General features: G+C 63.8%; 21 protein-coding genes and 1 pseudogene. 8 read left to right on the forward strand and 14 right to left on the reverse strand.

The features are described from left to right. Positions 1-169 precede the first annotated feature (169 nt). Complete coding sequence (locus OLX23_RS23170) at positions 170-1,594, reverse strand: transposase (RefSeq protein WP_216313314.1); 1,425 nt, start codon at positions 1,592-1,594, stop codon at positions 170-172. Between the two features lie 268 nt (positions 1,595-1,862). Between OLX23_RS23170 and OLX23_RS23175 the strand changes: the two genes are divergently transcribed. The 5 genes from OLX23_RS23175 to OLX23_RS23195 are packed head-to-tail and all read left to right on the forward strand — an operon-like array spanning position 1,863 to position 7,865. Next, a complete protein-coding gene (locus OLX23_RS23175; protein WP_264447642.1) occupies positions 1,863-2,969 on the forward strand; it encodes a major royal jelly family protein in 1,107 nt (368 codons plus the stop codon). Next, positions 2,903-4,060, forward strand: coding sequence for a catalase family protein (locus OLX23_RS23180; RefSeq protein WP_264447644.1), 1,158 nt, complete (start codon positions 2,903-2,905; stop codon positions 4,058-4,060). Before OLX23_RS23175 ends, OLX23_RS23180 begins: the two co-directional genes overlap by 67 nt. A 23-nt stretch (positions 4,061-4,083) precedes the next feature. Then, entirely contained in the window at positions 4,084-4,596 is a 513-nt protein-coding gene (locus OLX23_RS23185; RefSeq protein WP_232474424.1) for a (2Fe-2S)-binding protein, read from the forward strand. Next, complete coding sequence (locus OLX23_RS23190; RefSeq protein WP_264447647.1) at positions 4,593-5,606, forward strand: FAD binding domain-containing protein; 1,014 nt, start codon at positions 4,593-4,595, stop codon at positions 5,604-5,606. The genes OLX23_RS23185 and OLX23_RS23190 overlap by 4 nt, the downstream gene beginning before the upstream one ends. 12 nt (positions 5,607-5,618) lie before the next feature. Continuing rightward, the gene (locus OLX23_RS23195) at positions 5,619-7,865 is read left to right on the forward strand and encodes a xanthine dehydrogenase family protein molybdopterin-binding subunit (protein ID WP_264447649.1); all 2,247 of its coding nucleotides are present in this window, start codon (positions 5,619-5,621) and stop codon (positions 7,863-7,865) included. A 43-nt stretch (positions 7,866-7,908) separates the two neighbouring features. On the opposite strand, the gene OLX23_RS23200 is transcribed toward OLX23_RS23195, so the two are convergent. The 3 genes from OLX23_RS23200 to OLX23_RS23210 form a co-directional block, all read right to left on the reverse strand. Further along, on the reverse strand, positions 7,909-8,556 hold the full coding sequence (locus OLX23_RS23200; RefSeq protein WP_264447651.1) for a TMEM175 family protein: 648 nt from the start codon (positions 8,554-8,556) through the stop codon (positions 7,909-7,911). Positions 8,557-8,562: 6 nt separating this feature from the next. Then, the gene (locus tag OLX23_RS23205; protein ID WP_264447653.1) at positions 8,563-9,393 is read right to left on the reverse strand and encodes an aldo/keto reductase; all 831 of its coding nucleotides are present in this window, start codon (positions 9,391-9,393) and stop codon (positions 8,563-8,565) included. Between the two features lie 75 nt (positions 9,394-9,468). Next, complete coding sequence (locus OLX23_RS23210; protein WP_264447654.1) at positions 9,469-10,047, reverse strand: TetR/AcrR family transcriptional regulator; 579 nt, start codon at positions 10,045-10,047, stop codon at positions 9,469-9,471. Between the two features lie 138 nt (positions 10,048-10,185). Between OLX23_RS23210 and OLX23_RS23215 the strand changes: the two genes are divergently transcribed. The 3 genes from OLX23_RS23215 (at position 10,186) to OLX23_RS25785 (ending at position 15,435) form a co-directional block, all read left to right on the forward strand. Continuing rightward, on the forward strand, positions 10,186-11,175 hold the full coding sequence (locus OLX23_RS23215; RefSeq protein ID WP_264447655.1) for a zinc-dependent alcohol dehydrogenase family protein: 990 nt from the start codon (positions 10,186-10,188) through the stop codon (positions 11,173-11,175). A 101-nt stretch (positions 11,176-11,276) separates the two neighbouring features. After that, positions 11,277-12,386 (forward strand): S-(hydroxymethyl)glutathione dehydrogenase/class III alcohol dehydrogenase, encoded by a 1,110-nt coding sequence (locus OLX23_RS23220; protein WP_043061438.1) that lies wholly within the window; start codon positions 11,277-11,279, stop codon positions 12,384-12,386. 394 nt (positions 12,387-12,780) lie between these two features. Continuing rightward, the gene (locus OLX23_RS25785; RefSeq protein ID WP_413629930.1) at positions 12,781-15,435 is read left to right on the forward strand and encodes an excinuclease ABC subunit A; all 2,655 of its coding nucleotides are present in this window, start codon (positions 12,781-12,783) and stop codon (positions 15,433-15,435) included. 257 nt (positions 15,436-15,692) lie between these two features. Here OLX23_RS25785 and OLX23_RS23235 read toward each other — a convergent pair whose 3' ends face one another. The 10 genes and pseudogenes from OLX23_RS23235 to OLX23_RS23275 form a co-directional block, all read right to left on the reverse strand. After that, a complete protein-coding gene (locus tag OLX23_RS23235) occupies positions 15,693-16,262 on the reverse strand; it encodes a type 1 glutamine amidotransferase domain-containing protein (protein ID WP_264447658.1) in 570 nt (189 codons plus the stop codon). Between the two features lie 31 nt (positions 16,263-16,293). Continuing rightward, the gene (locus OLX23_RS23240) at positions 16,294-17,043 is read right to left on the reverse strand and encodes a zinc-binding dehydrogenase (protein ID WP_264447660.1); all 750 of its coding nucleotides are present in this window, start codon (positions 17,041-17,043) and stop codon (positions 16,294-16,296) included. Beyond that, the gene (locus OLX23_RS23245; protein ID WP_264447661.1) at positions 17,000-17,428 is read right to left on the reverse strand and encodes an alcohol dehydrogenase catalytic domain-containing protein; all 429 of its coding nucleotides are present in this window, start codon (positions 17,426-17,428) and stop codon (positions 17,000-17,002) included. The genes OLX23_RS23240 and OLX23_RS23245 overlap by 44 nt, the downstream gene beginning before the upstream one ends. Before the next feature lie 289 nt (positions 17,429-17,717). Then, positions 17,718-18,487 (reverse strand): IS5 family transposase gene (locus OLX23_RS23250; protein ID WP_264447662.1). Its coding sequence is split into 2 segments (ribosomal slippage): positions 17,718-18,172 and positions 18,172-18,487, totalling 771 coding nucleotides; the frame shifts between segments, so codons are not numbered across the junction. A 61-nt stretch (positions 18,488-18,548) separates the two neighbouring features. Then, a complete protein-coding gene (locus OLX23_RS23255) occupies positions 18,549-19,481 on the reverse strand; it encodes an NAD(P)/FAD-dependent oxidoreductase (protein ID WP_086493970.1) in 933 nt (310 codons plus the stop codon). A gap of 49 nt (positions 19,482-19,530) precedes the next feature. Next, positions 19,531-19,698 (reverse strand): hypothetical protein, encoded by a 168-nt coding sequence (locus tag OLX23_RS23260; RefSeq protein ID WP_264447663.1) that lies wholly within the window; start codon positions 19,696-19,698, stop codon positions 19,531-19,533. A gap of 264 nt (positions 19,699-19,962) precedes the next feature. Then, entirely contained in the window at positions 19,963-20,382 is a 420-nt protein-coding gene (locus OLX23_RS23265; protein ID WP_264447664.1) for a GlcG/HbpS family heme-binding protein, read from the reverse strand. A gap of 103 nt (positions 20,383-20,485) precedes the next feature. After that, positions 20,486-20,779 carry a putative quinol monooxygenase gene (locus OLX23_RS23270; protein ID WP_264447666.1) on the reverse strand — a complete coding sequence of 98 codons (294 nt, stop codon included), beginning with the start codon at positions 20,777-20,779 and terminating at the stop codon, positions 20,486-20,488. Positions 20,780-20,889: 110 nt separating this feature from the next. Continuing rightward, positions 20,890-20,988 (reverse strand): annotated as a pseudogene (locus OLX23_RS25790) (oxidoreductase); the annotation flags it as partial. A 355-nt stretch (positions 20,989-21,343) separates the two neighbouring features. Then, entirely contained in the window at positions 21,344-21,499 is a 156-nt protein-coding gene (locus tag OLX23_RS23275; RefSeq protein WP_264447668.1) for a hypothetical protein, read from the reverse strand. Positions 21,500-21,601: the final 102 nt, after the last annotated feature.

The raw sequence follows: 21,601 nt of genomic DNA on the forward strand, positions 1-21,601 counted from the left end.
TGACCCCCCAATCGGTCAGGCTAGACCCGCGCAATGGGGCAGGCATGCAAAAAGGTTATTGCAGAGTTTCAGAGACGTCTCCGGCTTAGCGTTGTCTGGCGAACGAACCTTGAGGTGCCCCCTCTATCGCCACTTCCCTGCGGCCGAGCGCGAACCCGGCTAACCGGCGTCAGAAGATCGTCGCGTAGTAGGATTGCTCGAACCGGCCACGGCTGATCCGGGCCATGCGCTCGATGCGTTCCGGCACCGGGGGCGGGCGACGGTTCCGGGCCGGTCTTGCGTCGGTGCGGGCTAACAGCACGAGATTGGCAATGGCCGCGCCCAACAGAAACTCTTCTTCGGCACCGCGCAGTCCGCGAAGGTGCAGGCGGGTCAGCCCTCGCTTGCCTTTGGCATCGGCGAACACCCGCTCGACACCCCGGCGCAGCCGCATCGACCGCTTGAATAGCGGCGTCTGCATCTCGCCGCGCACCATCTCACGCACGTCCTCATATTCGCTGTGCGTGACCGACCTGTTGCTGCCTGCGGTGCATTTCCGTTTGAGGTGACAGGCGCGGCAATCGGCAGGACTGGCGCTGTATCGGAGAAAGCCCGCCCGACGATCGGCACCGCGAAAGGGCAGTATCTTCCCAGCGGGGCAGACATAGCGGTCCTGCTCCCGCTCATAGCGGAAGGCTTCGCGGGGGAATTTGCCCTTGGTCTGTTCGGATCGTTCCAGCACCGGGATATGCGGGATGGTGCCGCGATCGGTGACGAACGCCAGGAACGCAGCGCTGCCATAGGCGGTGTCGGCCGCGACACGCTTTGGCCGATAGCCGAACCGATTGTCGGCCCGTGCCAGCATGGTCCGCCCCGCATCGACTTCCGCGGCGAAGCGGGCGGGACTGGCCTCCACGTCGATCGCCACCCCTCCCGGCGTGTCAATCAGGACATTGAAGGCATAGCCGAACCGGCCCCGCGCCGTGCGCGCCGACCATGCCGACGCCGGATCGGTGCGTGACACCTCGGCCGGTTTGCCACGCGGTACGCCATGTTCCTGCGGTGGAGCATTGGCCTGATCCGCCAGCCATTCACAAACCGGGCGGGGAAGCCGGGGCGCGGCCATGTCGGCGTCCCGCATCTTGCGCTGCCAGCTTGCATCGGCCGCGACGAACGATGCATCGATTGCGGCATCCTTGTGGGCGATCAGCCCCGCATCGGCGCAGCGCCGCACCGTCTGCTCGAACAGGATGCGGAAGATGCTAGCATCGCGGAAGCGGCCATGCCGGTTCTTGCTAAACGTCGAGTGGTGCGGCACCGGCGCGTTGAGCGGCAATCGGCAGAACCAGCGATAGGCGAGGTTGAAGCGGACTTCCTCACACAGACGGCGCTCCGACGTGATGCCATAGAGGCGAGCGATCAGCGCCATGCGGACCAGCAATTCAGGCGCGATCGAGGGACGCCCACGGCAACTGTAGTGCGGCGCGAGCGCATCGCGCAGTTCACCCAGGTCGATCAGCCCGTCTATCCTGTGCAGGATATGATCGGCGGGGATCATCGCTCCCAGCGCCCGCCAGCTTGCGCCCTTGCCGCCTCGCTGTTGCTCACCCATCATGGCCGCTGCTCCCGATGTGTCGAAGCAGGGAACCCGTTAGGAACGCGATCGGATCACCCGGCCTTTTTTCAACAGCCCCGGTGGTTTGTTGAAGGTCAAAACCGTTCGGTTGTGACTTCAGCTACGGCACGGGGCTTCTGAGGCTCCCGGTCGTGGAGACGCTGTCTAACCTGTTTTATTTTATTTGGTTTTCCTGGATCTAAGCATGGGCCACGGTCGTTGACGAGTGAACCGTCGCGCGTTGCGTCCGGTGAACAGGAGCGGACAGATGCGGAAAAGCGGTGTTCTGATCGGGCTAGGAGCCTTCACGATAGCGCTGGCGGGAGCAGCTTACGCCCAGACGGGACGCAGCGCCGCGCTAACGCAGGTGGCACGCTTCGACCACCAGGTTACCGGCGTCGCCGTCTCGGCTGACGGGCGCCGCTTCGTCAACTTCCCGCGCTGGACCGACGACGCGCCGATCTCGGTTGCGGAGGTGATGCCGAATGGGTCGCTCCGGCCCTATCCCGATGCCAAGTGGAACAGCTGGCGCAACGCCAGGGCGAACGAGATGCCGGTCGGCGAGTATTTCGTCTGCGTCCAGTCGATCGTTCCCGATGGCCAAGGCAACTTGTGGGTGCTCGATCCCGGCGCGCCCGGCAACGAGAAGATCCTGGAGGGCGCGCCGAAGCTCGTCCGCATCGACCTGAAGACGAACAAGGTGACCAAGGTCATCGCGGTGCCGGGCGACGTTGCGTTGCAGGGCACCTACCTCAACGATATCCGGTTCTCACCCGATGGCCGGACCGGCTACATCACCGACAGCGGCACGCGCGGCGCAATTATCGTCGTCGACTTGGACGGCGGAAAGAGCTTCCGAGCGCTTGATGGCCATCCGTCGACCCAAATCGACAAGAGCGTCACCGTCGCGATCGAGGGCAAGCCGCTTGTCCGCCCCGATGGGCGGCAGCCCGCGTTCGCGTCCGACGGCATCGCGATCTCGATTGACGGGAAGACGCTCTACTGGCAGGCGCTGACGGGAAAGACGCTCTATTCGATAGCCACCGACAAGCTGCGCCCCGACGTCAGCGAACGCGACCGCGCCGCCGCGGTGAAGACAGTCGCTACCACTGCCGTCGCCGACGGCCTGTGGATGAGCAAGGCGGGCACCCTCTACATCACCTCGCCGACCGACTATTCGATCCGGCGGCTCGCCGGGACGTCCACCGAGATTGTCCTGACCGACAAACGGCTGCGCTGGCCCGATACGTTCGCCGAAGGTCCCGACGGGACGATCTACGTCACCGCGAGCCACATCCAGGACACGCAGTGGTTCACGCCGGGTGCCCCGCCGTCGATCCGCACCGAGCTGTTCTCGTTCGCTCCTACCCGTTGAGGTTCGCGTTGACCTACCTGCGGTACCGCGACGACATCGAGACGCTCGAACCAGACGAGCAGGCGACGATCGACGGCATCATCCAGGGGATGACCCAGCAGAGCGAGGTGGTCGAGAAGCGTGAGCAGCATGCCGTGCGCGCCAGCCATGCCAAGAGCACGGCCTGCGTTGTCGGCACGCTGACGATTGCCGACGACCTTCCGCCGGAGCTGGCGCAGGGGCTGTTCGCCGAGCCGGGCAGCTACGACGTCGCGATCCGCTTCGCGCAGGGCCCAGGCGAGACGCTGGGCGATCGCGTGTCGACACACCGCGGCATGGCGATCAAGGTGTTCGGGGTCGAAGGCGAGAAGCTGCCCGGGCACGATGCACCAACCCAGGATTTCGTGCTTGCCACGGGACGCACCTTTCCGTCGGGCACGGCGAGCGGCTTCCTGAGCGATGCGAAGACGATCGGCGCGGCCACGCCCATGCCCGAGGGCGTCAAGAGCGCGGTGTCTTCGATGGCGCGCAACTTCAACAAGGTGCTGGGCCTGTTCAACACTGCTTATGCCAAGGCGGACTTCTTCGGCCACCCGTTTAGCCACCCGATCGGCGACGACTATTTCAGTCAGGCACCGGTGCGTTATGGCGACTATGTCGCGAAGCTCGGTGCCGTGCCAGCGTCGCAGGCGCAGGACGCGCTCGGCGAGTGGCAGCTCGATCCGCATGAAGACGAGGACGGCTTCCGCCATGCCGCGACCGATTACTTCCGCGACCATGAGGCGGTGTTCGAGCTGAAGGTGCAGCTCTGGGCGAACGCGGAGACGCAGCCGATCGAGGACGCCTCGGTCGAGTGGCCGTCACAGGACAGCCAGTACCGCACCGTCGCCACGGTCCGCATCCCTGCGCAGGAGGCGTACAGCCCGGCGCGCGTCCGCTATTTCGAGGAGGTGATGACGTTCCGCCCGGCCCACAGCCTGGCCGCGCACCGACCGCTCGGGTCGGTGATGCGGGCGCGGCTGCAGGTGTATCGTGCGCTGTCTGCCTTTCGCCACCGCGAGAACGGGGTTGCCGAGGAAAACACCGCCGACATCACCGCCATTCCGGCCTGACCCGAAGCAAGAAGGCGCCGATCATGCCGACAGCCGTCAACTCCGCCACATACGCCGCCGTGCCGATCGGCACGGTGCCGACCACGCTGACGATCAACGGCGAGACTCGCACCCGCGCGATCGAGCCCTGGACGACGTTGCTCGACCTGCTGCGAGAAGGCGAAGACCTGATCGGCACCAAGAAGGGCTGCGACCACGGTCAGTGCGGCGCATGCACCGTGCTGGTCGACGGGCGCCGCATCAACTCGTGCCTCAAGCTGGCGGTGACGCTGGACGGGGCGAACATCACGACGATCGAGGGGCTTGGCCAGCCGGGCGACCTCCATCCGCTGCAATCCGCCTTCTGCGACCACGACGCGTTCCAGTGCGGCTATTGCACCCCTGGCCAGATCTGCTCGGCGCAGGGCCTCATCAACGAAGGCAAGGCTAGGACACGCGACGAGGTCCGCGAGCTGATGAGCGGCAATCTGTGCCGGTGCGGCGCCTATTCGAACATCGTCGATGCGGTGCTCGACGTGATCGGAGAAAAGGCATGAACCGCTTCGACTATGCCCGTCCTGCCAGCGTCGCCGAAGCGGTGCAGGCAGGTGCCGGAGAGCAGGTCCGCTATCTCGCAGGTGGAACGAACTTGATCGATCTCATGAAGGAGAACGTCGATCGGCCGATGACGGTGATCGACATCAACCGCCTGCCGCTGGGCGTGATCGAGGAGCTGGACGGCGGTGGACTGCGGCTGGGGGCGCTCCTGCCGAACGCCGATACGGCCTGGGACGCGCGGGTCGAGCAACGCTATCCCTTGCTGTCCTCGGCAATCCTCGCCGGCGCCAGCCCCCAGCTGCGCAATGCCGCGACCAACGGCGGCAACCTCAACCAGCGCACGCGCTGCTATTATTTCTACGATGTCGCCACGCCCTGTAACAAGCGCGAGCCGGGCTCCGGCTGCGGCGCGATCGGCGGGGTCAATCGCATCCACGCCATCCTGGGCGCGAGTGACCAGTGCATCGCCACGCACCCGTCGGACATGTGCGTGGCGCTGGCGGTCCTCGACGCAACCGTCCAGGTGACCGGCCCGGACGGCGACCGCTCAATCCCGATTGCCGATTATCATCGGCTACCCGGCGACGAGCCGTGGCGCGACAATACGCTGAAGCCCGGCGAATTGGTGACGGGCATCGACCTGCCGGCCGAGGATTTCACCCAGAACTACACCTACCTGAAGCTGCGCGATCGTCTGTCCTATGCCTTCGCGCTGGTGTCGATAGCCGTCGCGATGCGGGTCGAAGACGGCGCGATCGCTGAAGCGCGGGTGGCGCTCGGCGGCGTTGCGCACAAGCCATGGCGCAGCACGGAAGCCGAGAAGCTGCTGAAGGGCCAGCAGCCGTCGCCGCAGGCGTTCGGCGCCTTCGCGGACGCCCTGCTCGCCGGGGCGGTCGGTCAGGGCGAGAACGACTTCAAGATCCTGCTCGCGCGCAAGGGGATCATCCGTGCGCTGAAGCAGGCCGCTGAGGCCACCCCGCAATCGCAGACCGACAAGCGCGTCGCGTAAGGAATAGACATCATGGCTACCGCAGCGAAAATCGGTATCGGCAGCGCGATCAACCGCGTCGACGGGGTCGAGAAGGTCACCGGCACGGCGCGCTACGCCGCCGAGCATCCGGTGGAGAACCTGCTGTACGGCTACATCGTCGAGGCCGCGATCGCCAAAGGGCGGATCGTCAGTATCGATGAGGAAGCCGCGCGCGCCGTGCCCGGCGTTGTCGAGGTTATCACCCACCTCAACCGGCCGCACGTCGCCTGGACCGACCACAGCTACAAGGACGAGCTGAAAATCCCTGGTTCGCCGTTCCGTCCGCTTTACGATGATCGCATCCAGTTCAGCCAGCAGCCGATCGCGCTGGTGGTGGCCGAGACGTTCGAGGCAGCGCGCTTTGCCGCCAGCCTGGTCGAGGTCGCCTACGAGGCAGAGGCGCACAATACCGACTTCGAGGTTGCGGTCGGCGATAAGTACGTGCCGAAGAAAAAGCGCAGCGGCTACATGGCGCCGAAAAACCGCGGGGACGCGGCGCAGGCGTTCGCGGACGCTCCGCTGAAGGTGTCCGGCGACTACCGGCTCGCGCCGGAGCACCACAATCCGATGGAGATGTTCGCATCCACCGTCGAATGGCACTGCGACGGCAGCATCACCGTTTGGGATAAGACCCAGGGTTCGCAGGGGGTGCATGCCTACCTTGCCAGCGTTTTCGGCTTTTCGAGAAAGAAGGTACGCGTGCTCAACCCCTATGTCGGTGGCGCCTTCGGCTCCGGACTCCGACCGCAGCATCAGGTGTTTCTCGCGGTGCTCGCCGCAAAGATGCTTGAACGCTCCGTGCGGGTGACGATGACACGCCAGCAGATGTTCAGCCACGCCTACCGCCCGCAGGCGGTTCAAAGTATTGCCTTGGGCGCGGAGACGACCGGCAAGCTCACCGCGATCCGGAACGCGGCGACCACCTCCACCTCGCGTTACGAGGACAATATGGAGAATGTCGTCACGTGGGGATTGATGAACTACGACTGCCCGAATGCCGACGCAGAATATACCGTCGCCCAGGTCGATACTCCGACATCAGCGGACATGCGCGCGCCGGGGGCGGCGACCGGCATGACGCTGTTCGAGATCGCGATTGACGAGATGGCCTATGTCGCCAAGGTCGATCCGCTCGAGTTCCGGCTCGTCAACTACTCACCCATCGATGCGATGAATGGCACGCCCTACACCAGCAAGGCGTTGCGAGAGGCATTTCGCGAAGGGGCCGAGGCGTTCGGATGGAGCGAGCGCTCAGCCGAGCCGCGCTCGATGCGCGATGGCAAGGAGCTGGTCGGCTGGGGCTGCGCGACCGGCATGTGGGACGCCCAATTCTCCAAGACGTCTGCGAGCGCGAAGCTCACGGCCAACGGACATTTGGAAGTAGCGTGCGCGACGTCGGACATCGGCACCGGCAGCTACACGGTGATGACCTTGGTCGCCGCAGAGACGCTCGGCCTGCCGCCCGAGCAGATCACCGCCAAGCTGGGCGACTCAGACCTGCCGACCGCCCCGGTCGAAGGCGGGTCGTGGGGGGCGGCATCGACCGGTGCGGCGGTACAGCTCGCATGCCAGGCGGTCGGCAAGAAGCTCCTGAAGACGGCCGGCAAGATCGCCGGTGCACCGCTGGGCGACGCTAAGATGGATGACGTGCTGTTTGAGGACGGCTGCATCGTGCTGAAGGACACGCCGACCGTGAGGGTGCCGTTCGGCGACGCGATGCACGCCGCGGACCTGACGGAGATCGAGGAAGAGGAGACCGCGGCGCCCGGCTTCGGCGACATGTGGAAGGGTCTGCACAAGTCAAAGAACACCCACAGCGCGATCTTCGCAGAGGTGAAGGTGGACGAGGAACTGGGTGTGGTGCGCGTCACCCGCATCGTCGATGCGGTCGCCGCTGGCCGCATCATCAACCCGAAAACCGCGCGCAGCCAGATCCTCGGCGGCGTGGTGATGGGCATGGGCATGGCGCTCCACGAAGAGACCTTCCCCGATCACCGGCTGGGTCGCTGGATGAACCACAACTTCGGCGAATACCATGTGCCCGTGCATGCCGACATTCACGATATCCAGGTGATTTTCGTCGATGAACCCGATTCTGAAGTGACCCCGCTCGGAGTGAAAGGCCTGGGCGAGATCGGCATCGTCGGCACCGCTGCTGCGATTGCCAATGCGATCTTTCACGCGACTGGTAAGCGGGTGCGGTCCCTGCCGATCACGATCGATAAAATCTTGGGCTGATTAGGCTAAGTCAGCATCCGCCGTGCCGGGTCAATAGCCGGTCTCAGCCATTCTCGGGTTCCTGGCCTGGCTTGTAGGTGGGCTTTGCTGGCGGAACGATATAGCTCAACGTCACGATTCCCGCGACGATCAGTCCAGCACGCCAATTCCAGAAAGCCAAAGCGAAGGCTGCCCAATAGGCCCCGGCGGTGACGGCGAATTTGAGGGTTGTTCGCCTGAGGTAGGCGTCCGTCAGGCGCGGGTCTGAAAGCCCCCTCCCGGTTGCATAGACCCAACGCACGAACCACCACGTCGCCGGCGCCGCTGCCACGCCCAGATAAGCCAAAACGGCGGTCTTGCTTTCCGCGTCACCGCCGAGATGCTCGATGAGCGGCCGCGCAGGAAATGGCGTGATGCTGACAGCGGCAAGAAAGCCGATGCTGAGCAGATTGTAGCCATGATCGGTCTTTTGCAGAAGCTTGCCGGTGAAGTGGCTGGAGGTCCAGTAAAGACCGATCAGGATCACGCTAAGGGCGTAGGCTGCATATTCCGGTGCCAGCTTTAGGTATGCCGCTGCCAGGTCGCCGTCAGTCGGCTCTGGTGCGTGTAGTTCGGTCACCGGGAGGGTGATGGCAATTGCCAGCACCGCGTCCATGAACGCCTCGAGGCGATCCGATTTGCGTTCGGTTGCTTTGAGAGAGGATGTCGCCATCTGACGCTACAGCATTTCGAGTGGGCGACGGCCCGCTGGCCGGGGAAATGCCGCATCGAGTGTCGCAAGGTCGGCGTCGGAGAGCACGATATCTGCGGCAGCGCGGTTCTCCCGCACATGTGCAATCGAACTCGCTTTCGGGATGGCGATAAGGCCATCGTGGCGCAACGTCCAGGCAAGTGCGACCTGCGCAGGGGTTCCGCCAACCTCGGCCGCTACTTTGTCGAGGGCGGGATGGCTTGTGAGGCGTCCCTGCTCGACGGGACTATACGCCATCACTGGCACTTTGTGCTGTGCGAGCCACGGCAACAGGTCCAACTCAGGGCCTCGACGGACGAGATTGTATAGAATCTGATCGGTCACGCAGCCATCCCCGCCGGCAGCGACAAGCTCGTCCATATCGTCGGTATCGAGGTTGCTGACACCCCAATGCCGAATCTTTCCTGCCGATTTCAGCGCCTCCATTGCCTCTATCGTCTCAGCGAGCGGCACCGATCCACGCCAGTGGAGCAGGTAGAGGTCGAGCCGATCGGTGCCGAGCCGCTTCAGGCTCGCCTCGCACGCACCGGCAAGGCGAGAGCGCGATGCGTTCTGTGGATACGCCTTGCTGACGAGGAATAACTGGTCGCGACGGTCGCCGAGCGCTTCGCAGATCAGCGTTTCCGCCGCACCATCGCCATACATTTCAGCGGTATCGACAAGCGTCATGCCCAACTCGACACCGGCGCGTAGCGCAGCGATCTCATCGGATCGCCGCTCGGCACGTTCGCCCATCTTCCAGGTGCCTTGACCCATTGAAGGAACCACTTCCCCGCCGAGCAATGTCACGTGTTTCATGTGCTTTCGTCCAATGAGATGAGTTCGACTGTTCGGTCGCGGGAGGCGGATTGGCAGATGACCACCATGTAACGATCATATCGCGGCCGGCCATCGATCGAGTGCCATTTTGGCGATGGAGAGCAGTTCGTTGATCGTAGCGCCGTCGCGCGCCTGAACGGACATGCCTTCCATGACCGTATTGATGAATTTGCCTAGCACGGCCGGATCGGTGTTGGCCGCAAGCTCGCCCTGCACGGCGCCGCGTTGCAGACGCTCGATCAGGAGGGCCTCCGCCGCGATACGCTTGTCGCGCAGCAGGCATTCGATGGCGGCGGACGCCGGCGAAACGGCTACCGCTGCCGAATACATGAAGCAGCCGGCCGGCGTTCCAGGTTCCGAGAATGATGACGCCGCTCGTTCCAGCAGGCCTTTGACGGCCTCGTAGGTAGACAACGCCGGATCGTTGATGGGTGCATAAAGGTGGACGCTGAACGTCGCGGCGTAGCGCTCGATCACCGCCGCAAACAGCCCCGCCTTGTTGTCAAACGCTGCATAGAGACTGGCAGCGGCGACGCCAGTCTCCGCCACCAGATCGGCCATCGATGTCGCCTCGTAGCCGCGCTGCCAGAACAGCCGCACCGCCTTGTCGAGCGCAGCGTCAGTGTCGAACACACGAGGGCGACCTGCGCGGCGACGGGCTTTCGTCTCTGTCATCTCTGGCGCACGATATGGAACGATCGATAAATAATATCTTGAAGCTGGTGGTGCACACCGATACAGAACGATCGTTCAATAATCAAGGAGTCTCCAATGAGCCGCATCGTCCGTATCCACGAATATGGCGACGCCAGCGTCCTCAGGATTGAAGATGTGGCAGTCCCCGCGCCCGCGGCCGATGAAGTGCAGATCGCGGTGAAGGCGATAGGCATAAACCGCGCAGAGGTGATGTTCCGCAACCAAGCCTATCTTCAGGAAGCCGAGTTCCCGAGCCGCCTTGGCTATGAGGCCGCCGGCACCGTCGTTACGGTCGGCGCGGACGTGACCGGGTTTGCGGAAGGCGAAGCCGTCAGCGTCATCCCCCCGCTCGATATCGCGCGCTGGGGCACTTATGGCGAGGTCGCCAACGTGCCCGCCCGCCTCGTCGTCAAGCATCCGGCGGCGCTGACGTTCGAGGAAGCGGCGGCCGTGTGGATGCAGTATGTCACCGCCTGGGGTGCGTTGGTGGAGCAGGCGAAACTCGGCGAGGGCGATTTCGTCATCGTCACTGCTGCCTCCAGCAGCGTCGGCCTTGCTGCCTTCCAGATTGCGCGGATGGTCGGCGCGACGGTAATCGCGACGACGCGTACCGGCGCCAAACGCCAGGCCCTGATCGATGCCGGTGCACATCATGTCGTCGCGACCGGGGAAGAGGATCTGGTAGCGAGGGTGATGGAGATAACCGATGGTCAGGGTGCGCGCGTGGTGCTCGATCCGGTCGGAGGCCCGTCGTTCGAGCCGCTGACCGAGAGCATGGCACGCGGCGGCATCCTGCTCGAATATGGCGCGCTCAGCGGCGAACCGACGCCGTTCCCGTTGTTCTCCGTGCTGGGCAAGAGCCTCACGCTCAAGGGGTATCTCTACAGCGAGATCGTCTCGGACGATGCCGCCCTCGATCGCGCCAAGGCGTTCATCGTGGCGGGTCTGGAATCGGGCGCGCTCAAGCCGCGGATCGCGCGCACTTTCCCGCTCGACGCCATCCAGGACGCTCACCGCTTCCTCGAATCGAACGACCAGATCGGCAAGGTCGTCGTTACGGTCTGACCGGCATACCGGGGGGAGTGAGCGATCGCTCCCCCACGAATTTGCGCTGACGCAACGGCCTCGCACCAGCAATCAGTTTAACTCAACGAGGGTATCCCAACATGAAATCTCGCGCCGCTGTAGCCTTCGAGGCGGGCAAGCCACTCGAAATCGTCGAGATCGATGTCGCCCCACCCCGGAAAGGCGAAGTCCTCATACGGGTGACGCACACCGGTGTGTGCCACACCGACGCGTACACGCTGGCGGGGAGTGATCCGGAGGGTGTTTTCCCGGTGGTTCTGGGCCACGAGGGCGCGGGCATCGTTGTCGAGGTCGGTGAAGGCGTCACCAGCGTCGGACCGGGCGATCACGTGATTCCGCTCTACACCGCCGAATGCGGCAAGTGCGACTTCTGCCTGTCGGGCAAGACCAACCTGTGCGTCGCTGTCCGCGAAACGCAGGGCAAGGGCTTGATGCCCGATGGGACCACCCGCTTTTCGTACAATGGTCAGCCCCTCTATCATTACATGGGCTGTTCAACCTTCAGTGAATATACTGTCGTCGCCGAAGTCTCGCTCGCCAAGATCAATCCCGAGGCAAACCCCGAACATGTCTGCCTGCTCGGCTGCGGCGTCACGACCGGCATCGGCGCAGTCCACAATACCGCCAAGGTCCAGCCCGGAGACTCGGTCGCCGTGTTCGGCCTCGGCGGCATCGGCCTCGCGGCGATTCAGGGTGCGCGCCAGGCGAAGGCGGGTCGCATCATCGCCATCGACACCAATCCATCCAAGTTCGAGCTGGCACGCCAGTTCGGTGCGACCGAGTGCATCAACCCCAAGGACCATGACAAGCCTATCCAGCAAGTGCTGATCGAGATGACGGGCTGGGGCATCGATCATACCTTCGAGTGCATCGGCAACGTCCACGTCATGCGCGCCGCGCTTGAATCAGCGCACCGTGGCTGGGGTCAGTCGATCGTGATTGGCGTTGCCGGCGCGGGCGAGGAAATCTCCACCCGCCCATTCCAGCTCGTCACGGGCCGCGTATGGAAGGGGTCCGCTTTCGGTGGCGTCAAGGGACGGACACAGCTCCCCGGCATGGTCGAGGATGCGATGAGAGGCGATATCGATCTGGCCCCATTCGTAACCCACACGATGGGTTTGGAGGAGATCAACGAGGCCTTCGAACTGATGCACGAAGGCAAGTCGATCCGCACGGTCATTCACTACTGACCCGCCGATCCGAAGCGGCGCGAGGCGCTCGGATCGACAACTCGGCCGTCATCATGGCCGGGCCCCCGGCCATGATGAAGCGCGCCCTGGCAAATGGGCAACGCGTCGCGATGCGGTAACAAGCGCCGAATTGCGGTCGTTACATGCCGATAGCGGCACGGACCAGGCCGCCTAGCCCAGGCGCTTACCAGCGGAGTGCGTGTGGCCTCGTCGCGCGACCCAACGGGAAAAATGGTTTTGTCGGAACCTTTGTCCAATGCTGGAGAAATATTTCAAAGGTGCCGAACATCGGGCCAGCCTGGCCGTTGGATGTATTGAGTCGGAAATGCATTCATCTGTTACCCGACTGTGATGAACCACAGACCGCACGGGCGTATAGGGCAGGAAGACTGAATTGAAGAGCAAGGACATTCACGCGACGACGCCGGCCACCGATCATGGGCATGCGGGGCCGCCCGCTTGCGTGCAGGTTCGTGGCGCGCGCCAGAATAACCTCAAAAATATTGACGTCGATGTACCGCGCGACGCCTTCGTGGTGTTCACCGGCATATCGGGCTCGGGCAAGTCATCGCTCGCGTTCGGCACCCTTTATGCCGAAGCCCAGCGGCGTTATCTGGAATCGGTTGCGCCCTATGCCCGTCGCCTGATCGACCAGGCCGGCGTGCCGGAAGTCGACGCGATCGACGGTTTGCCGCCTGCGGTCGCGTTGCAGCAGCAGCGCGGCTCGGCCAACGCGCGATCCTCGGTCGGCAGCGTAACGACGCTCTCCAGCCTGGTGCGGATGCTCTATTCGCGCGTCGGCGAATATCCGCGCCATCAACCCATGCTCTATGCGGAGGATTTCTCCCCCAACACGGTCGCGGGGGCCTGCGCGACCTGCCACGGCATCGGGCGCGTCTATGACGCGACCGAAGAAACGATGGTGCCCGACGACACGCTGACGATCCGGGAACGCGCAGTCGCCGCTTGGCCGGCGGCATGGCATGGCCAGAACCTGCGCGATATCCTCGTGTCGCTCGGCTATGACGTCGATACGCCGTGGCGCGATCTGCCGAAGAAGGATCGCGACTGGATTCTCTTCACTGAAGAGACGCCGACGGTGCCGGTCTATGCGGGCCTGACGCCCGAACAGACCCGCGTGGCGCTGAAGCGCCGCATGGAACCGAGCTATCAGGGCACCTTCACCGGCGCGCGCCGCTATGTGCTGGAAACCTTTGCTAACACGAAAAGCGCGCTGATGAAGAAGCGCGTCTCGCAATACATCATCGGACGCGATTGCCCGACCTGCGACGGCAAGCGCCTGAAGCGCGAAGCCCTGTCCGTGAAGTTCGCGGGCCTCGACATCGCCGAGTTCGGCGATCTGACGATGTTGAAACTCCGGGACTTGCTCACGCCGGTCGCGCATGGCGAATATGGGGGCGCCGCGGCCCCGAAGGGCCATGTCCTCGGCAAGGCGGCCCGCGATGCGGCGGTCGAACGGAGGGTCGCGGCAGGAGGTTCGGCGCACAAGAGCGCGCCCGACGTACGCCGCACGCCCAATCTCTCCGACGAGAAGCGGATCGCCGCCCAACGCCTTGCCTGCGAATTGATCGAGAGGCTGGACCCGTTGATCGATCTTGGCCTTGGCTATATTCCGCTGGACCGCAGCACGCCGACGCTCTCCTCCGGAGAACTGCAGCGCTTGCGGCTTGCCACGCAATTGTCGTCACAGCTTTTCGGCGTGGTCTATGTGCTTGACGAGCCCTCGGCAGGGTTGCACCCGGCAGATGGCGAAGCCTTGCTCACCATCCTCGAGCGTCTCAAGGCGGCGGGCAACTCCCTGTTCGTCGTCGAACATGATCTCGACGTGATCCGCCGCGCGGAATGGCTCGTCGATGTCGGGCCAGGAGCCGGGGAAAAGGGCGGTGAAGTCCTCTACAGCGGGCCGATAGAGGGGCTTGCCGACGTCGAGACTTCGATCACCCGCCGCTACCTGTTCGCAGAGCCGCTCCGCAGTGAGCGCACACCGCGCGATCCCAAGGGATGGCTACGCCTGGAAGGGATCAGGCGGAACAATCTCCATGGTCTCGACGTCGAGTTTCCCATCGGCTGCTTCACCGCTGTCACCGGCGTTTCGGGATCGGGCAAATCCAGTCTTGTCAGTCAGGCGCTGCCCGAGCTCGTCACGGGACACCTCGGCGGGTCCCCCGTGGCCGAGGAGGATATCGATCCGCTGCTCGATGTTGCGCAGAACGACACTGAAGGGCGTATTGTCGCAGGCATGGAGCATGTTCGCAGGCTGGTGCGGGTCGATCAGAAACCGATCGGCCGCACGCCGCGCTCGAACCTATCCACCTACAGCGGCATGTTCGACCATGTGCGACGGATCTTCGCTGATACGCCGCTCGCCCGCCGGCGGCACTACAGCCCGGGAAGGTTCTCGTTCAACGTCGCGCAAGGCCGCTGCCCAGTGTGCGAGGGCGAGGGATACGTCATGGTGGAGCTGCTGTTCCTGCCGAGCGTTTTTGCCCCGTGCTCGACCTGTCATGGCTCTCGCTACAACCCGCAAACGCTCGAAGTCGAATGGAACGGGCGCAATATCGCCCAGGTGCTCGAACTGACGGTCGACGATGCGTGCGATTTCTTCGCTGGCGAGGCATCTGTGATGCGCTCACTCGACGTGTTGCGGGAGATCGGTCTTGGCTATCTGCGGCTCGGTCAGCCGGCGACCGAGCTGTCTGGCGGGGAGGCGCAGCGCATCAAGCTGGCGACTGAACTGCAACGCGCTCAACGCGGCAACACGATCTACATCCTCGACGAGCCAACTTCGGGGCTTCACCCCTCCGATGGCGACCGGCTGATGCAACACCTGCAGGGCCTCGTAGACGCCGGCAATACCGTCATAGTCGTCGAACATGACATGCGCGCCATCACGCAGACGGACTGGATCATCGACCTGGGACCGGGGGCCGGGGAAGATGGGGGCCGTATCGTTGCCAGCGGCGTCCCTGGCGTCGTTGCGGAAGCGGAAGGCAGTCTCACCGCCCGCTATCTCAAGGCGGCGCTGTAGGTCGTAAATCTGGCCGAACGCACGTTCGATCAGGTGCATCTCGACCACACGTTGGAATGGGTCGAATCTGGAAGCGGGAGCTTGCGATGTGTCACCGCGGTTGACGCGGCTTAGGGTTTGAGTGTCCGTCAGATGCGCCGTGCTCGCGTGATACGCGGCGTCGCGGACGGCCAATCGCTGGCCATCCGCCACGCTTGCTTTGTGCGGACCTTCTCCAGGGAGAGGGCTCTCACATGGTTTCGTCGAAACGCCCCGCGCTAATTCCCTGCTTCCAGCGCTGCGCCCACACCTTCTGCGATTTCCTCAACGAGTTTGGCACAGAAGGCGGGCAAATCATTGGGATCGCGGCTGGTAACAAGGCCGTTGTCGACCACGACTTCCTCATTGGTCCATGCACCGCCGGCGTTCTCGATATCGACCTTCAGCGTCGGGTAGGACGTCAAGGTGCGACCCTTAAGCACGCCTGCCTCGATCAATGTCCAGGGTGCATGGCATATAGCCGCAACAGGTTTTTTCTGATCGAAGAAAGCCCGGATGAAACCAATTGCCTCGACGCTGCCGCGCAGCTTGTCGGCACCGACAGTCCCGCCGGGCACAACAAGTCCGTCGAAATCGTCGGCTTTCACCTCGGAAAACGTCTTGTCGATAGTATAGCTGGCGCCCTCGTCAAGATCGCTATTGACTGTGCGAGCCTTGCCCGGTTCAAAACTGACCACGGTCACTTTGCCACCAGCGTCCTCGACAGCTTGCTTGGGCTTCGAGAATTCTGGTTCTTCCGTCCCTCGGGGTGCGATCAGAATGGCAACTGATTTGCCTTCCAAAGTCATAATTTATTTCCTATTCCGTCGAAGACTAAAGTCAGGTGCCCGGCTTGAGCACGACCTTCGTCCAGCCAGCATCGCGCTCGTCGAAATGCTTGTAGGCGTCTGGTGCTTGATCAAGCGGCAGTCGGTGCGAGATGATTTGGGCAGGATTGGCCCGGCCTTGCTCGATAAGCTTCATCAGTCGCCGGTTGTAGTGCTTTACATTGCACTGGCCGGTACCGATCTTCTGGCCCTTGAACCAGAAGTTGCCGAAGTCGAACGCCATCTTGCCTTCCTTCTGGAGATCGTCGGGCGCGTTCGGGTCTTCCGGAATGAACACGCCGACGACGCCGATTCCGCCGGTGGCCTTCGTGCTTTTGACGAGGCAGTTCATCGTGTAATTGCTGCGCTCCTTGCCGTGGCGATCGCAACACTGATACCCGACCGCCTCGACCCCCCGGTCGGTCCCGAGGCCGCCGGTCGCGTCAAGGATCTGCTGGGCGGGATCGCCCTTGCGCATGTCGATCGGAATAGCGCCCATCGCCTCGGCCAGTTTCAGGCGGTCATCGTGAGAATCGACCACAAAGATCTGAGAGGCACCGCGGATTTCGGCTGAGTGCGCGGCCATCAAACCGACCGGACCGGCGCCGTAGATCGCGATGCTTTCGCCAGGCAGGAAACCCGACAGTTCGACGCCATGCCAACCGGTGGGGAAGATGTCGGAGAGCATGACATAGTCGTCCTCCTTCTCCTCAGCGTCCTCAGGCAGCTTCAGACAATTGAAGTCCGCATAAGGAACGCGCATCAACTCGGCCTGACCACCTTGCCACGGCCCCATCTCGGCAAAGCCATACGCTGCGCCGGCGGTTCCAGGGTTGGTCGTGAGGCAAAACCCCGTCAAACCGCGTTCGCAATTTTCGCAGAAACCGCAACCGACGTTGCATGCACACGCGATCGCCCTTCTTGATACGATCTACCGCAGAGCCGACCTCGATGACCTCGCCAAGGTTTTCGTGACCGAAGACCTTGCCCTTTTCAAAGCTGGTACGGCCCTCATACATGTGAAGGTCCGACCCGCAGATATTGGTCGTGGTCAGCCGGATGATAACATCGGTCTGCTTTTCGATCTTGGGATCATCGATGGTATTGACAGAAACATCTTTGGGCCCGTTGTACACGACAGCTTTCACGGATCTTTTCCTTTCGCAGCTCTTCTCAACGCGGAATCAAATCGAGAGCTTTGTGATGATCCGCTCCATCGCAACGGCGGAGGACATCGCCCTTCCAAATGATCTCAGTTTCCTGAACCTTCTGCTACCTGAGAGGTTCCTTCCCGTAGGGCTATCCTGGGATCGATTCACGGCGGTTTTCAGAATGACTGGGCCAGAATGGCCGAATAACGCTCTAAACGGAGGCGACCCGCGCCGCGCGGGAGGCGCGCCCGCCGCCGTCGACTGAACCGCCGTCGACTAGGGTCTGTTAGCGTCTGATCCAATCGAGGGCTGCGGCGAGACAGAGGACGCCGAGGAAACTGACGGCAGTCTTCTCGTAGCGGGTGGCGACGGCGCGCCACTCCTTCAATCGAGCCCACAAACGCTCGACCCGGTTTCGGTTGTTGTAGATCCAGTCCGGGCAGGCGACGGGCGCTTCGTGGCGAAGCGGCGGGATCGCAGGTCGGGCTCCCATGTCCCAGACGTGCTGGCGGAAGGCATGACTGGTATAGCCGCGATCGGCCACGACCCACTTCGGAACGCCGGGCAGGTTGTCCAGCAGCGGAACGGCGTGCGGCAGTTCGTGGGCTTGTCCAGGCGCCAGACGGAAGGCCATCGCGCGGCCCGCGCCGTCGGCCATCACGCAGGCCTTGGTGCCATAGCCGCCACGAGATCGGCCAAGCGCTTCACGGCCGTCTCGCTCTTTCGCAGATCCCCCTTTCGGCTGGCACCCGCTGCCTTCTGGTGCGCCCGGATGTTGGTTCCATCCAGGAACACCATGCCGAGCCGGACGCCACGCTCCTGAACCAACGCCAGCAGCATCTCCCAAACCCCGAGCCGTGCCCACCGGATGAAGGTCTGAGCCGCCATCCACCAAGGCCCGAACTCCGCCGGCAGTGACTTCCACTTCGCCCCGTTCTGATGACGCCAGAGGATTGCCTCGATGGTTCGTCGCAGGTGCGGGCTCGGCACCTTCGCGTGCGGGCGGCACGCCTCGATCAACGGTTCCAGTTCAGCCCACTGTTCGTCGCTCAGCATCTCAGCTTTCCCTTGGCGGAAAAGCCACCGACATAGAGTCAGGTGCAGGCGCTAACAGGCCCTAGTCGAGCGTCTGCCCGTCCTGGTCGCGCAGATCGTTGTGGATCGCCACCGCGGCGCGCGAGCCGGTGCCCATCGCCGTGCCGATCTGGTCCAGCCCATCGACCGCGTCGCCGGCGGCATAGACCCCGTCCAGGCTGGCGCGCTGGTGGGGATCGGTCGCATAGCACTGGCCGCCGACCAGATCGGTCCCCAGCATCCGCCCCAGGTCGTTGCGGGTGTGCGATCCCAGCGCGGCATACAGCGTGTCCATCACCTCGGTCTGCCCGTCGGCCAGCGTCAGCACCACCCGGTCGCCCGAGAAGTCGAACCCCGAGACGGGTGCCGCGACGACGCTGATCCCGGCCGCGTCGGACTGCGCCTGGGCGTCGGGGTCCAGCCCCTCGCCGGTCAGCGAGATCATCACGATGTCCGGGCTGTAGGTGCGCAGGAACAGCGCCTCGGCCAGGGCGTGTCGGTCGCCGCCCAGCACGCCGATGCGCTTGCCGGTCTGTTCGAACGCGTCGCAGATCGGGCAATAGCGCAGCAGGCCGCGGTCGACGGCGTCGGCGTGCACGTCCTCGGGGACCGGCGGGCGGTGGTTGACCACCCCGGTCGCCAGCAGGACGGTGCGGGCGGTGATCGGGCCTGCGTCGGTCTGGGCGGTGAAGAGCCGGCCGTCGCGCCGCAGCCCGGTGACTTCCCCTCGGCGCAGATCGGCCCCGTAGCGTCGCGCCTGGTCGGCCATGTTCTCCAGCAGGTCGGCGCCGACCACGCCCTGCGGATAGCCCGCGTGGTTGTGCGACCGCGGGACCATCTTCAGCCGCCCCTCGCCCTTGTCGACCAGCACCACCTTGCGGTGGAAGCGGCCCAGATAGATGGCCGCGGTCAGGCCGGCCGGGCCGCCCCCGACGATCAGGCAGTCAATCCGTCCGGCGGTGGGGGCGTCTGGCATCGGGTCTCCTTCTGCGCGGGTAGGGCGCGACGGGGCGGGGCAAGGGGGTTCAGCGCATCCGCAACTCGCCGTCGATGCGAATCGTTTCACCGTTTAGATAGGCGTTCTCGATGATGAAGGCGGCCACCGGTGTCTCGAAAGCCGTGGCTCTAGAATACGAGTTTCCTGTCCCCGATCTCAAATAGAAAAAGCAGAGAAGGTTGGATTTGAGACCCATCCCCTCCGCCATCCGCATACGTCAAGACGGTGCCGGCACGATCCGCGATACCTGCGGTGTGCGAGCTGATGTTCGAACATAGTGAATCAGGTGTTCGCGCCTGCCACTTCAGAAAGTCACTCGTGACGGGCAGGCTCGATACGAACGCGATCAGGCCGTTTCCGCAGCCGACCTCGACACTGACGAGTGCCCGTTATCGACAGCTGCAAATCGTCGGCGTGCCATTAAGCCGGCACCGCCGCGCCCGGCACCGCGCTCTAAGGCTCAGCCGCGCGCGAACGCCTGCGCCGCTGCCTCGGCCACGCCCTGGCCCTGCTTGCCGGTGCCGCCCGACACGCCCACCGCGCCGATAACCGTATCGCCCTCCTTGATCGGCACGCCCCCGGCAAAGATCATCACCTTGCCGTCGTTGGAGGCATGGATGCCGTAGAAGTCGGCGCCCGGCTGGGCGAGCTTCGCCAGCGCCTTGGTCTCGACGTCGAACGCGCGCGCCGTCCACGCCTTGCCGATCGCGATGTCGACGCTGCCGCGCCACGCATCGTCCATCCGCGCGAACGCTAGGAGGCAGCCGCCCGCGTCCACCACCGCGATGTTCATCGGGTTGCCGATTCGCTCGGCCTCCGCGATCCCCGCATCGATGATCGTCCGCGCGTCGTTCAGGTCGAGTGTCTGGATGGTGTGCATGGCGTGTCTCCGTGGCCGGTTCGGGGAAAACCGCTCAACGCACGCCGCCGCGCGCGGGTCCCCCCGCGGGCGAGAGCGACGCGCTAGGGTGCCGACCGCTCCGCTATTTCGCGGCCAGCAGGGTGAACTTGTGAATCTGCGGCGGTTCGGAAAACAGTTCTTCTGCCTTCTCCATCAGTGCGGCGGCAACCTTGCCGTCAAGATGGGCCTGCCGATCCTCCTCCGTGTCGAACGTATCGAAGATCGCGTACGCACCGGGGCCTTCCTCGATCGCATACCAGGTCAGAGTGCCCGGCTCAGCTTGAACGAGCGGCAATGCCGAGGTCAGGAAATCGGCGACATCGCGCTCTTTTCCGGGCTTGGCCTTCATTGGTACATACAGGGCAAGTTTGGGCATAAATGACTCCTCAAATGAAACGGGCAGATATCATTCCGCAAAGTAACGGACGAACGGGCCGGTCGTTCCCCTAGAGGCGGAGCACATGCGGCCCCGCCTCCTCGTCGAAATCAGAACTGCTGTGCGGTCGGCCGGATGACGATCGCGTTGACGTCGACGTCATCAGGTTGTTCGACAGCGAACGCGATAGCACGCGGGACCGATCTTGCTCTCGGTTATCATCTCCGGCGCCCTCGCGACGTTGAACGTCGCAGCGGGCTGGCCAGCGATGTCTTTGCTCTCAGGACCGCTGCGTCGTTTGCCGAACCGGGCTGACGCGGCCGCGTGTGCAGCAACGGCCCCTCGCGAGATTCCTGGTCAATGCCCGCACTGTGCTCGCCAGCGCGCGTGCGCGCTGGAACACGCGGCCGCCCAAGTCGACGAACCGCGGATTTGAACTGAAGCGGAAGCCCCTTGGGATCCGGACGGCGACGCCCGCGATCGCGTGGTCAGCTTCCACCACGAAGTGAGAGGACACGATCTGCCTCCAGCGTGAGCCGGTGGTCGTGACGTTGGCCGAACGCGCTATTGCTCGCGAATTTGATTGGACCGTTGCGCCGTCTGGCGCGGTCGACGGGAAGTGAAGCCCTTGGCGCGCAGCTTGCGCGAGCTACCTAGGGCGGGCAGGCGTGCGGTGCTGCTCCCCGGGTGGATCTCGGAATGATGCTTCATGGTCATCATGACCGGGCTACTATTGTCCATGATGCGATGGAAGTCAATTGGCGTGGCATTCTGATTTCATTGCCGTGCGCCAATCGTCCTAAAGAAATCGGGATTGATAAG

It is taken from the genome of Novosphingobium sp. JCM 18896, assembly GCF_025938095.1.
Taxonomy (GTDB): domain Bacteria; phylum Pseudomonadota; class Alphaproteobacteria; order Sphingomonadales; family Sphingomonadaceae; genus Novosphingobium.

What these genes read in the sequence shown, in the direction of transcription:
- OLX23_RS23220 (WP_043061438.1), top strand. Translation starts at nt 11,277, where the DNA reads ATGAAATCTCGCGCCGCTGTAGCCTTCGAGGCGGGCAAGCCACTCGAA.
- OLX23_RS23255 (WP_086493970.1), bottom strand. Translation starts at nt 19,481, where the DNA reads ATGCCAGACGCCCCCACCGCCGGACGGATTGACTGCCTGATCGTCGGG.
- OLX23_RS23235 (WP_264447658.1), bottom strand. Translation starts at nt 16,262, where the DNA reads ATGACTTTGGAAGGCAAATCAGTTGCCATTCTGATCGCACCCCGAGGG.
- OLX23_RS23265 (WP_264447664.1), bottom strand. Translation starts at nt 20,382, where the DNA reads ATGCACACCATCCAGACACTCGACCTGAACGACGCGCGGACGATCATC.
- OLX23_RS23175 (WP_264447642.1), top strand. Translation starts at nt 1,863, where the DNA reads ATGCGGAAAAGCGGTGTTCTGATCGGGCTAGGAGCCTTCACGATAGCG.
- OLX23_RS23275 (WP_264447668.1), bottom strand. Translation starts at nt 21,499, where the DNA reads ATGATGACCATGAAGCATCATTCCGAGATCCACCCGGGGAGCAGCACC.
- OLX23_RS23260 (WP_264447663.1), bottom strand. Translation starts at nt 19,698, where the DNA reads ATGGGTCTCAAATCCAACCTTCTCTGCTTTTTCTATTTGAGATCGGGG.
- OLX23_RS23190 (WP_264447647.1), top strand. Translation starts at nt 4,593, where the DNA reads ATGAACCGCTTCGACTATGCCCGTCCTGCCAGCGTCGCCGAAGCGGTG.
- OLX23_RS23205 (WP_264447653.1), bottom strand. Translation starts at nt 9,393, where the DNA reads ATGAAACACGTGACATTGCTCGGCGGGGAAGTGGTTCCTTCAATGGGT.
- OLX23_RS23270 (WP_264447666.1), bottom strand. Translation starts at nt 20,779, where the DNA reads ATGCCCAAACTTGCCCTGTATGTACCAATGAAGGCCAAGCCCGGAAAA.
- OLX23_RS23215 (WP_264447655.1), top strand. Translation starts at nt 10,186, where the DNA reads ATGAGCCGCATCGTCCGTATCCACGAATATGGCGACGCCAGCGTCCTC.
- OLX23_RS23195 (WP_264447649.1), top strand. Translation starts at nt 5,619, where the DNA reads ATGGCTACCGCAGCGAAAATCGGTATCGGCAGCGCGATCAACCGCGTC.
- OLX23_RS23200 (WP_264447651.1), bottom strand. Translation starts at nt 8,556, where the DNA reads ATGGCGACATCCTCTCTCAAAGCAACCGAACGCAAATCGGATCGCCTC.
- OLX23_RS23240 (WP_264447660.1), bottom strand. Translation starts at nt 17,043, where the DNA reads ATGCGCGTTCCTTATGCGGACTTCAATTGTCTGAAGCTGCCTGAGGAC.
- OLX23_RS23185 (WP_232474424.1), top strand. Translation starts at nt 4,084, where the DNA reads ATGCCGACAGCCGTCAACTCCGCCACATACGCCGCCGTGCCGATCGGC.
- OLX23_RS23170 (WP_216313314.1), bottom strand. Translation starts at nt 1,594, where the DNA reads ATGATGGGTGAGCAACAGCGAGGCGGCAAGGGCGCAAGCTGGCGGGCG.